Origin of the sequence: Lentibacillus sp. L22 (assembly GCF_040812445.1) — a bacterium.
GTDB classification, from domain to species: Bacteria; Bacillota; Bacilli; order Bacillales; family Amphibacillaceae; genus Lentibacillus_C; species Lentibacillus_C daqui.
The window spans coordinates 1-10402 of record NZ_JBFNXI010000069.1; the positions used below are offsets into that span (position 1 = coordinate 1).

A 10402-nucleotide genomic window follows, 5' to 3' on the forward strand; every position below is an offset into this window, starting at 1 on the left:
GGTTGTCGGTTCAACTACCATTATACAAGATTTGGGGAGGTACTTCCTTTTTTATGTCTCAAAGTCGTTGGGGCACAAGGGCTAGGAATTATGAAATTCACTCAAATAATAACAATAACGGAATCCATAAGTGTCTTTTTTTAACCATACTAGGACCCCCTCCTCCTTCAAATTGTTTTACAATCTAGCCCAATTGAAGCACAATCTTATCCTGTGAATGTACCTGGTTAATTTATTCTTCAATTTTTCTTTTGGATGCTGAAAAAGCAGTAATAACACTAGCTAAAATAACAAAAATAAGCATCCCGAAGCTAACAACACCAATACCCATTCCTACCCAGGAACCAACAATGTATGATGTTATAAATAATGCCACAGAGGCATTAAGCAAATCAGCAGTGTTATTTTATTGGTCAGTTTTAACTTCTTCCGAATGGTACAACAACATTCCATAATTATCGCATCCAAAAACTAAAGAAAATACTCACAATAAAGTAATATAACGCTAAGATTGATAAAGAATCTGTAATCACAATCCACAGATCGTTATCTTGAATAATAAATCGCCATAAGAAAGCACTGATCATGAAAATTATTGGTATCAGTAGAAAGAATCCTGAAAAGTATAGCTTTACCTTTGTCATTTTATCTCCTCCCTGTTCAGTTAAATAGCCCTATTCAATCAACGGCTGATTCAATAACTGCACCCAATAATTGAATAGGGAATCCGTTCATTTTGCGATTAATCATCTAATTCTTTGTTTTTCATAGTGGATCGCTTTAAGGAAAATAAATCAAAAAGGAAATATAAGATTGTAAAGATTACTGAGGGAACAATCAAGTCTAATCCCTCAACATAGCTAGTTGGAATTCCCTTAACGATCAAGAAAATAATAAAAAATATAATACCGACCAACAAAGAACGCTTAATAACAATACGACGCTCTTTTTTATAATCTTGCTTATTTGATACTTCTGTATGTTCTATTCCCGAAAAAATATAACGAAAATATGCGTAAGCCATCATAAGAAATGGGACAATCATTATCAAAAGATCTGCATCCAAGTGTGAGAAGTTTAAAATATATTTTATCAAACCAAACAATAATAAGATCACTACCGTTAGGAATGTGGTTTCGGCCATAAAGTAAAGTATTCGTGTTCGTTTGTACTCATCTTCCGGTAAAAAAGCATTTAAAAATGAATGTATCATTTAGTCACCTTCCCAAAATAAATCATCTAACGTTTTGTTTAACTCTTTAGCAATGGCAATACATAAATTTAAACTAGGATTATATACTCCTTTTTCAATCAACCCGACAGTTTGCCTTGTAGCATTTACTCGTTTTGCAAGCTGTGCCTGAGTTAGATCCTTTTCAATTCTGGCTAACTTCATTTTACTAACCATATTTTCACCTACGTTATGTAAACTTTATATTGCATAATGTTATTTTTATTTTACATCATTAATCACCAAAAAACAACCATAAGCCGAATTTCTTTTAATGAAATTCGGCTTTATGGTTGCCCTATTCGTGTGACAATTCCGTAATAACTTTATTCTATAATCTGCCCCTTATGCTTTCATTACAACGCGCATTTACCTGAATAATAGGTCAAAACTGCTACTAGGCCAGCTACGTTACCGCCTATGCCAATTTTTAGTAAAAGTTTTGCGGCTTCTTTCCACGCTTTCTTTTTTAAATAACCCCACAAACCTCCAGTAAGAGCTGCTTCAATAAGGGCTACTCCGAAATGGTCTTTTAAAGCATCTATCATACAACTTTTCCAGGACTGGGTGGCTGCTAATTCGATAGATTTAGGATCATTACCTAGCTCTGAAGATTCAATTTCCTTCCGAAGCTTTTCGAGTTCTTCTACTTCACCAAATCTATCCTCCAATTTATCAAAATCAAACCCTACCACATCATTTTCCAAATAAATTGCAGCTTCTTCCATCACAAATTCAATATCTTTTGCTATCTTATCTACCTTTTTATTTTCTTCACTCATTGTTAGTTCCTCCTAATTTTTATTTCTAATCGCGCGATTAGTAAAGGCAGCACCCGGACTCGAACCGAAAAATAAGTTCTTGTAGACCTTTTCCTTAACTCTTTGGTTATGCCACCATGTCGACTGTTAGATAAAGAGAGATTGCTAGCCCAAAAAACAACCACTTTTTAAAACTTTTTATTTAAACTCTCCAACACACCATTTGCGATGGCTAAACTTAAACCCTCTTTAAAAGAAGACTGCTTTAAATACTGTGTATCCATCGCGGAATCCAAAAATAAGTTTTCCAGTAGAATTGCAGGCATTGTGGTTACCCGTAGGACTGCAAAATCAGCTTCTTTTTTCCTCTTTTTTGTAGCCCATGGGTAGCATAAGATCCCATGATAGCTGCGTGTATTTTATCCTGGATGGATCCGGTTTTAGTGTTACGCAACCCCGGATAAACATAGCTCTCAAATCCCTCTCCGCCTCCGGCATTATGATGAAAAGATACAAACAAATTAGCATCATAATCGTTGGCCATCTGGGTCCTTTCACTTATCCGTTTTTCTTGTCATCTGAACCGTTATATCGCTCTCACTGAGAAGACTTTGCACTTTTTTAGCGATATTTAATGCTAAATCATTTTCTAGTAAACCGTATCCTGAAGTTCCGGGGTCTCTGCCGCCATGTCCAGCATCTAATATAATCACTGTCATAAAGTCACCCTCCCTTTTTCTTATAAAGAATTGGGAAGGAGTAGAAAAGCAACCATTTATTCTATAACTTTCCTTTGCTTCGTTTTCACAGGGAGACGACGTTTTGCTTCTTCCTTTGCAAAGAACAAATCCTTGGTCGGCTAGTTTCACCTGCATATCCTTTATTTTAGTAGCAAATAAAGAACAAACGTCTTGATAAAATTCTTTATCTTCGCTGGTGCAGTTTTCTAGCTGTTTGGCTATGGCCAGGTAAGCCATTAAAATATGATAGTATCGTTGAATCAATCGATCATTACATTGCATACTCATAGAACATTTTCCTTTCTTAATCCTTATTTTTTTTGATACCTTTTTCTAACTCCGCGATTGTATCGGCTAGTTTGTCAATCTTTTTCTCGAAACGCAACAACAGGTATGCAGTAATTGCTATAGGAAAACCCACACTCCTCAATAAATCAATCCATGTAGATACATCATCGCCCATGGTATCCCCCTCTTTCATTGGACATTGTGCACCTTATCCTTTATCCAAAGAGATATAAACAGCGAATTTATCAACCTTTATTTGAAATCATCTATTTTTATTAGGAGACAAATGGTAATATTAGAATAAAGGAAACATATATTCTATTTTTATGATGAATGGTTGATTTTTTAGCTTTTTGGCCCTCTTTAAGTAGTGAGGTGATATGTATGGAGGGAAAGAAAGACAGATGCAATAAAGCACTCACGTATTTCAACAGAAGCATCCTGTATTCTTTCAGCAACCTATTATTCAATCTTTCTTACGGGATGAAAAACATTTGGAACTTTTAAAGCAGGCAATTTGTTCCCCAACGAAGCAAAATGTGCAGTGTGTAGACGAAGCATTTCAGTCGTTTTACAAAGATGTGAGAGCGCTAATATATTTATCAAATGTCATTTATTATAATGCAATCAACTATGATAAAACCATGCAAAAACAATATAACCGTGAAGTACTGACGCTGGATCAGCCACTGCAAGGGGAAAACGAAGGTCCTACACACAAGGACATGTTATATCATCCGTCACCAGACACTATCGATGGAATTGCCTGCGAAAGCATGGGCGATTACATGGAGAATCCGCATTATATCAAGCCATTCAAACCTTGACATTAAAACAGCGAGAAATTTTAACACACAAATATGTACACGGGTTGAAAAACAAGGAAATAGCCGATTTATTCCGCGATTCGCCATCTAAACTACATCAAAGGTCATTGCAAAAACTAAAAAATTATCTTCAAAAGGAGCAAGATAGCCATGATGACAGCTGAAGTGGAACAAGCACTAAAAAAACTAAATCCCAAAATAAAAAAGTCGCTTTATTATACTAGCCCCCAAAACCGTCAAGATCTCGAACAGGAGTTAAATATGAAAATCACAGAATGCTTCTACAATGATGTTTTTGAACAACCACCAGGATTTTGGGAATTTGCCAAGCGTTTCGATTAACATTTGAAAGGGATGTTTGCAGACAGCTTTTATTTAATGATTAATTTATAGAGTATTTAGTTCAAGCAATCGGCTGTGAAAAAACAGAGGTGTTTGTGTGAAACGAAATATTTTATCTATTATTCAGCTAGACAGTCAAAAGTTCTACAGCGTTAAGAAGCCCATAAATTATCGTCAAATTCAGGTGATTCCTGCTTTGAACAAATTATTTGAGTTACGGTTAAACGCGGGTTTCGCGCAAGCAGGAGAAAAATAGATGTGCGTAAATATGCCTTTACAGTCGCCTCGGTTGCTACCGACTTCGAAGGTGTTCTCAGTTAACGAAAGAATAAACTCGGAACCTTACCCGAATAGCGGATGGAAACCAGTTGTAATATTCCCGTGGCGATACAAACATGACAGAGCCTTCAATTGCTTTTAACGTCCGTAGTATATTGTTACGCTCCTGTTCATCAGTTATTTGTTCGATTGGCTGGGGATCACCTTTCTTGAGATACGGATTCAATTTCGGCATGGACTTACACCAGAAATGGTAGCTGAACGCACTAATCGCTTGTTTCATTTCCCGGAACATGGATTCAATCTTGAAACGGTGTCCATATAGCTCGATGATATCTGTTGCCACCATAGTGCGTTCGGTGCTTACAAGAGTGGATCGCCTGTTTCCCCATTGAACCAGCACAAAACGCAGTTCCTGATATAGCCCTTGTCCCCAAATTAAATCAAGGCACAGAAACTGGACGGTCTCTTCCTTACCATACATCATCACAGTGGTGGTTTGAAACTCAGACATCCGGCTATTGAATAGTTCCGTTAGTTTGATTGTTTTGCCTTTTTGCGTGGAAATCCGCGCCCTTTCTTCTGAGCTGATGGGTACTCATACGCCACTGCATTGCTTTTGGCCTTTGTGACGATATGCATCGGTTCGGATAAATCTTGGTTCGCTTTTTCCATTGCTCCAGCTCGGGAACCGTTAAGAAGTACCGATCCAACAGAAGAATGGACTTTCCAAATTGCTCAGAAGCGATGGATCCCTGCTTGATCATCTGCACCGCGTGAGAACCATGGTGTTCCGACTGTTCTTTGGTATCTTCCAGTCGTAGAAGGGTTTCACACCATCCTGCAGATTCATGGATATGGGAAGACAGAACAATTTCTCGGCGGATCCCATAAGAATACCAATGGCACCAAATAAATGTCCATGGATATATTCTGTTTTGGAGTTGTTCTCGGATTCCTGATGAAGCTTCTTAACTCCCCGCATCCGCCTGGCTACCTTGGCATGCTTCTCCCATCACCGACAAGCACCACAGCTGCGTTTACGGTATACAGTGGAGCCTCTCGCTGAACTATTTGAAACCACTTAAGCCGAAGTGAATACAGGGACCACGCAGAGGAGCAAAAGAAATCAATCATCTTCTCACAATTGCGGGAATGCAAGGCAAGATCCCGGATAATAGATGTGATCCCCACCCAGGTGATCCGAACGAATCATGAAGCCAACAATGATCACGACAAACCAATGAAAAGACGATTGTCTCGAGAAACAGGGCGAAATTGATATAATATGGAATCAATAAATTTCAGCATAATGTGGTCAATCGCTAGAAAATTAGGTATACTAGTTATGTAACCCAATTAGAGATTTTTTGATCCTTTCAAGGATTAAGGCACCTTTAGGATATCATCAAATTGCTAAATTTGGGTTATGTTTTTGTCAACAAGAACTTTTGACTGTCTAGTTTATTAATGGTTTGTTTTTTGAAAGGACTGTTTGATACAGTCCTTTCAGATATTAACCAAACCTCTTGGCAAATTCCCAAAATCCTGGTGGCTGTTCAAAAACATCATTGTAGAAGCATTCTGTGATTTTCATATTTAACTCCTGTTCGAGATCTTGACGGTTTTGGGGGCTAGTATAATAAAGCGACTTTTTTATTTTGGGATTTAGTTTTTTTAGTGCTTGTTCCACTTCAGCTGTCATCATGGCTATCTTGCTCCTTTTGAAGATAATTTTTCAGTTTTTTTAATGCACTTTGATGCAATTTTGAAATGTTCTGCGGTGAGTCATCGAATAAATCAGCTATTTCCTTATTTTTCAATCCGTGTACATATTTGTGTGTTAAAATTTCTCTTTGCTTGGATGTTAATTTTTGAATAGCTTGATATAATTGTGGATCCTCTACATAATCAGCCATGGTTTCATAGACAACCCTGTCAGGCACACTTGGTGATGAATGATATAACATATCTTTGTGCGTGGCGCCTTCATTTTCCCCCTGCAGAGGCTGATCCAGCGTAAGCATTTCACGATTATAGTGTTTTTTCATGGCTTTATCAAAGTTGATCGCATTGTAGTAAATGACATTTGATAAATATGTTAGCGCCTTCACTTCTCCATAAAACTCCTGGAATGCTTCGTCCAAAATCTGCATATTTTGCTCTGTTGGGGAACATATTGCCTGCTTTACAAATTCCTGATGTTTTTCATCCTGTAAAAAAGATTGAATAATAGGTTGCTGAAATAACGAAGGATGTTCCTGCTTAAATACTTGGAGTGCTTCGTTACATCGATTTTTGCTCTCCTTCATACCTATCACCTCATCATTTAAAGAGAAATGATAAACTAAAAAATCAACCATTCAGCCAAAATACGAATTTATGTTCTGTTTATATCAATTTTACCATGAATTCCCTAATAATAATAGATATTCTTGGGAAAAGGTTGACAATTGCGCTACTTATATCTCTTTGGATAAGGAGAGAGCACAAATTTCTAATGAAGGAGAGGATACAATGAGTGATGATGTATCTGCTTGGGCTGATTTACTAAGAGGTGTGGGATTCCCTATAGTGATTACTGCATACCTGTTGCTGCGTTTTGAGAAAAAATAGATAAGCTAACTGATACAATTTCTGAACTGGAAAAGGTTATCCAAAAAAATAAGCACTAGGAAGGGAGAATGTTTTGTGACTATGCAATGTTATGATCGACTGATTCAACGATATTATCATATTTTAACGGCTTACCTCGCTGTGGCCAAATGGATAGAAAGCTGCGATATCGAAGATAAAGAATTTTATCAAGATATCTGTTTTTTATTTGCTGACAAAATAAAGTTCATGCAGGCTGAAATGGCTGATCAGGGATTTGTTCTCTGTCAGGGCAACAGAACATCTTTCTGTGAGAATGAAGAAAAGAATAATAAAAAATAGAAAACGGTTGATTTTTTGCCTCCTTATTTTTCTTTACTTTATTAGAAAAAAGGAGGTGTTTTTTATGCCAGTGGTCATGTTAGATGCCGGGCATAGCGGATATGATCCCGGCACTTCGGGTTTTGGTTTGGTGGAAAAAGATTTGGCACTGAACATCGCTAAAAAGTGCAAAACATTTTAAACGACAACGGTATAACAGTCCATATGACAAGAACAACAGATACTTTTATCAATTTAAGCGGACGAGCCAGAATAGCCAATGCCTATCATGCTGATTTGTTTGTATCTTTTCATCATAATTCCGGGGGTGGAGAAGGATTTGAAAGCTATATTTATCCGCGGCTGCGTCATACCAGAACAGGATCCATTCAGGATAAGATGCATGCAGCCGTCATGGATTTTTATGCTTCTCACGGTTTGCAGGATAGAGGGAAAAAAGAAGCTGATTTTGCGGTGCTCCGGGTAACCACAATGCCTGCAATTCTACTGGAAAACTTATTTTTGGATTCCGCCAAGGATGCGCAGTATTTAAAGCAACCATCCTTTGTGAAGGGCTTAAGTTCAGCCGTTGCGAATGGCATTTTAAAAGCCGTTGGATAAAGTTTAAATAAAAAATTTTAAAATGTGGTTGTTTTTTAAGCCGGTTATCCCTCTTTATCTAATAGTCGACACGGTGGCATAGCCAAATGGTGAAGGCAAAGGTCTGCAAAACCTTGATTCTCGGTTCAAATCCGAGTGCCACCTCCATTGGTTGCAATCAATAGGGAAAGAGGAGAACTTTAAAAAATATTGAGGGGGTTTTTAAATGGCGGAAAACAATCTTGGTCAAGTGAATCTTCAAATCGAAGATTTAAACGTGACTTATATCGATAAGGAGGATCCCGATTACAAACGTTATCTGGAAAAGGCCGAAAAGAGTGAAGAATTCAAGGCAGTAAAAGTAGCCCTTAAAGAAAATGGGATAATGTTGGACAGCAATTCAGCAGTTGTTCGAAAAGTTGAAGTAGGTAAATCGAAAGATATGCAGGATAAAGTGCCAAGGATTCTACAAATTGTATATCCCAACATGATAAAAGGAGAAAACAGCGGTGAAACTTTTTATACAGAGGGAACAGCGGACAAAATCATATACGCCGTAAATAATACTGGAAAAGACTCATATGAGGTTACTTATTATGAGCAAGGAAACGTGGAAAGTATGAAAATCGAAAACGACGAGGTAGTAGAATCCACAAAGCAACTGAATCCACCCACAACTTATGCTATTACCTGTGAGGGAGTATGTGGGGTAATTTGTACGGGGGGATTCGGAACTCAAATTAGTGGATGTATTTCTGAATGCCGTCTTACAGGACCGGGTGCACTTTATTGCTCTGGACTTTGCACAATCATTGTAGGATTGGGATGCCTTGTCGGGTGTGACAGGATCTGTAGCCTTTTTTAAAAGATAGGGGGAATTTCCCCTATCTTTTTAATACATATTGACCACCGATTATTGAAATAAAAAAAACCGCGATTAAATAAATAAGGATATAGTCTATGACCAAGTGGTGAAAACCCAAGAAATACCTTAATACAAACAGAACCAGCAGAAGGATAAAATTAGAGAAAAATAGAATACCTAACAAAAATGTTCTAATATTTAGTTTAAGTCTGTCATCATTTACAAGGTTGGTGTCATCCTTTTTACTCTTATGTCTAAACAATTCCGAAGCGAGCCAACCCAAAAACAGGCTGACAGCACAGATAATAATATATCCGACCGGAAAATCACCAATGAAAAAAAAAGTGTAACTCACAGAGATTTCTCCTTTCATTCCGTATTTTCATACCAAAATAAGTCGTTTAAATCTGTATCTAATGCTTTGCATATGAGAAGGCAAATTTTAATTGAAGGGTTGTATTTTTCTGATTCGATGAGATTCATTGTTTGACGGGAAACCCCAATTTCCTTTGCCAATTCCTGCTGCGAAAATCGTTTTGAGGATATTCTTTTTATTTTTACGTTGTTTCGCAGTCTAAAGTCCTTCATAAACATCATCCTAAATATTTACTATCACCATTGTAATATATAATTTACTTTTGTAAATTAAAAACAACATTTAAATAAAAAAGACAATAATAAACCTAAAAGAATGGCATGATCCAGGGGTTTCAAATTGTTTTAGGGTGTGGGGGCAACCCCCACATAGCTTTACAATCTATCGAAAAAGGCAGACATTAATTCATACTACTTGTATGGGTTTATGTTCCACCCATGATATTTGGTGATTCGTAGGATAGGGTGTTGGTAGCTGAATACTACAATACAAATTGATGCAAATGGTGCTCAATTTGCTCCTATGTAATGCCGATATACCGTAGCGTCACTCCCGGATGTGCATGATTTAAAATCAGCTGCAGTTCGGCGATATCCTTAAATTACTTGTAATGCCAATAGCCTAATGTTTTCCTTAGGGTATGCGTGCCAATGCCGTCTGTGATATCGACCACATTGGCTGCCTTATTCAGCTGGCGATAGGCCTGGATCCGGCTGATGGGACCGGTGCCTTTGCAGCTGGGGAACAGCCAGAAGTTAGCCGGCATATCGCGCATATACGCGTTTAATTCTGCAAAAATATTGTGTACGTGGATGACCCGGGGTTTCCAGGACCTTCATCAATGGTAGTGATGGAATGGTTACGATACAGGCAGATGTTTGTTCCATAAAATGGACTCAATGTATGTCTCAAAAATTAGAATGTGGAACATGGGAAAGTTGTTTGGGGAAATATGGGGCCGTGTCTTGGTAATTGTTGTGCGTGTGCTAATCCGCTAAACTGTGCCGCGTGTATAACGTGTGCCGTTGCAATAGTTGGTGCCGCATGGAGTTGTAGAACGTGCGTCGTTGGGGCTTCGAGACCGGAAGAATGTCCTGTTTAATAATTATTAAGGGGCTGGGACATAACTAGCCAAAAATAGTAAATAAAAAGGTTCCAAGCAAATCAAAAGTTTGCT

General features: G+C 37.7%; 15 protein-coding genes, 1 tRNA gene and 3 pseudogenes. 8 read left to right on the top strand and 11 right to left on the bottom strand.

Going from position 1 to position 10402, the window contains the following annotated elements; genetic code table 11:
• Positions 1-742: 742 nt before the first annotated feature.
• From ABRT01_RS17445 to ABRT01_RS17470, 6 genes and pseudogenes are all read right to left on the bottom strand, one after another.
• Entirely contained in the window at positions 743-1213 is a 471-nt protein-coding gene (locus tag ABRT01_RS17445; protein ID WP_367748931.1) for a hypothetical protein, read from the bottom strand.
• Entirely contained in the window at positions 1214-1408 is a 195-nt protein-coding gene (locus tag ABRT01_RS17450; RefSeq protein WP_367748934.1) for a helix-turn-helix transcriptional regulator, read from the bottom strand.
• A gap of 179 nt (positions 1409-1587) precedes the next feature.
• Positions 1588-2013, bottom strand: a complete 426-nt coding sequence (locus ABRT01_RS17455; RefSeq protein WP_367748937.1) for a hypothetical protein — start codon at positions 2011-2013, stop codon at positions 1588-1590.
• Between the two features lie 167 nt (positions 2014-2180).
• Positions 2181-2318, bottom strand: coding sequence for an N-acetylmuramoyl-L-alanine amidase (locus tag ABRT01_RS17460; RefSeq protein ID WP_367748940.1), 138 nt, complete (start codon positions 2316-2318; stop codon positions 2181-2183).
• Between the two features lie 5 nt (positions 2319-2323).
• A pseudogene (locus tag ABRT01_RS17465) lies at positions 2324-3020 on the bottom strand (N-acetylmuramoyl-L-alanine amidase).
• Between the two features lie 16 nt (positions 3021-3036).
• The gene (locus ABRT01_RS17470) at positions 3037-3195 is read right to left on the bottom strand and encodes a YvrJ family protein (RefSeq protein WP_367748943.1); all 159 of its coding nucleotides are present in this window, start codon (positions 3193-3195) and stop codon (positions 3037-3039) included.
• A gap of 319 nt (positions 3196-3514) precedes the next feature.
• On the opposite strand from ABRT01_RS17470, the gene ABRT01_RS17475 reads away from it, so the two are divergent.
• From ABRT01_RS17475 to ABRT01_RS17485, 3 genes are read left to right on the top strand one after another with little or no spacing between them, the layout of a single operon-like run.
• Entirely contained in the window at positions 3515-3847 is a 333-nt protein-coding gene (locus tag ABRT01_RS17475) for a hypothetical protein (RefSeq protein ID WP_367748946.1), read from the top strand.
• Positions 3844-4011, top strand: coding sequence for a sigma-70 RNA polymerase sigma factor region 4 domain-containing protein (locus ABRT01_RS17480; protein ID WP_367748948.1), 168 nt, complete (start codon positions 3844-3846; stop codon positions 4009-4011). Before ABRT01_RS17475 ends, ABRT01_RS17480 begins: the two co-directional genes overlap by 4 nt.
• Positions 3998-4189, top strand: a complete 192-nt coding sequence (locus ABRT01_RS17485) for a hypothetical protein (protein ID WP_367748951.1) — start codon at positions 3998-4000, stop codon at positions 4187-4189. Before ABRT01_RS17480 ends, ABRT01_RS17485 begins: the two co-directional genes overlap by 14 nt.
• Before the next feature lie 313 nt (positions 4190-4502).
• Here the strand turns inward: ABRT01_RS17485 and ABRT01_RS17490 are convergent, their stop codons facing one another.
• The 3 genes from ABRT01_RS17490 to ABRT01_RS17500 all read right to left on the bottom strand — a co-directional run bounded on the left by ABRT01_RS17490 (position 4503) and on the right by ABRT01_RS17500 (position 6780).
• Positions 4503-4982: a hypothetical protein gene (locus ABRT01_RS17490; protein ID WP_367748954.1), complete on the bottom strand. Its 480-nt coding sequence runs from the start codon at positions 4980-4982 to the stop codon at positions 4503-4505.
• Between the two features lie 1002 nt (positions 4983-5984).
• A complete protein-coding gene (locus tag ABRT01_RS17495; protein ID WP_367748957.1) occupies positions 5985-6176 on the bottom strand; it encodes a hypothetical protein in 192 nt (63 codons plus the stop codon).
• The gene (locus ABRT01_RS17500) at positions 6163-6780 is read right to left on the bottom strand and encodes a sigma-70 family RNA polymerase sigma factor (protein ID WP_367748960.1); all 618 of its coding nucleotides are present in this window, start codon (positions 6778-6780) and stop codon (positions 6163-6165) included. The genes ABRT01_RS17495 and ABRT01_RS17500 overlap by 14 nt, the downstream gene beginning before the upstream one ends.
• 205 nt (positions 6781-6985) lie before the next feature.
• Between ABRT01_RS17500 and ABRT01_RS17505 the strand changes: the two genes are divergently transcribed.
• The 5 genes and pseudogenes from ABRT01_RS17505 (at position 6986) to ABRT01_RS17525 (ending at position 8849) form a co-directional block, all read left to right on the top strand.
• Positions 6986-7084 (top strand): YvrJ family protein, encoded by a 99-nt coding sequence (locus tag ABRT01_RS17505; protein WP_367748963.1) that lies wholly within the window; start codon positions 6986-6988, stop codon positions 7082-7084.
• Between the two features lie 75 nt (positions 7085-7159).
• On the top strand, positions 7160-7405 hold the full coding sequence (locus ABRT01_RS17510; protein WP_367748966.1) for a hypothetical protein: 246 nt from the start codon (positions 7160-7162) through the stop codon (positions 7403-7405).
• Between the two features lie 76 nt (positions 7406-7481).
• A pseudogene (locus tag ABRT01_RS17515) lies at positions 7482-8005 on the top strand (N-acetylmuramoyl-L-alanine amidase).
• A 72-nt stretch (positions 8006-8077) separates the two neighbouring features.
• Positions 8078-8152 (top strand) — tRNA-Cys (locus ABRT01_RS17520).
• A 58-nt stretch (positions 8153-8210) separates the two neighbouring features.
• The gene (locus ABRT01_RS17525; RefSeq protein WP_367748969.1) at positions 8211-8849 is read left to right on the top strand and encodes a hypothetical protein; all 639 of its coding nucleotides are present in this window, start codon (positions 8211-8213) and stop codon (positions 8847-8849) included.
• Positions 8850-9218: 369 nt separating this feature from the next.
• Here ABRT01_RS17525 and ABRT01_RS17530 read toward each other — a convergent pair whose 3' ends face one another.
• Together ABRT01_RS17530 and ABRT01_RS18390 are read right to left on the bottom strand one after the other, a co-directional pair.
• A complete protein-coding gene (locus tag ABRT01_RS17530; RefSeq protein WP_367748972.1) occupies positions 9219-9437 on the bottom strand; it encodes a helix-turn-helix transcriptional regulator in 219 nt (72 codons plus the stop codon).
• A 308-nt stretch (positions 9438-9745) separates the two neighbouring features.
• Positions 9746-10051, bottom strand: a pseudogene (locus ABRT01_RS18390) (tyrosine-type recombinase/integrase); the annotation flags it as partial.
• Positions 10052-10402: the final 351 nt, after the last annotated feature.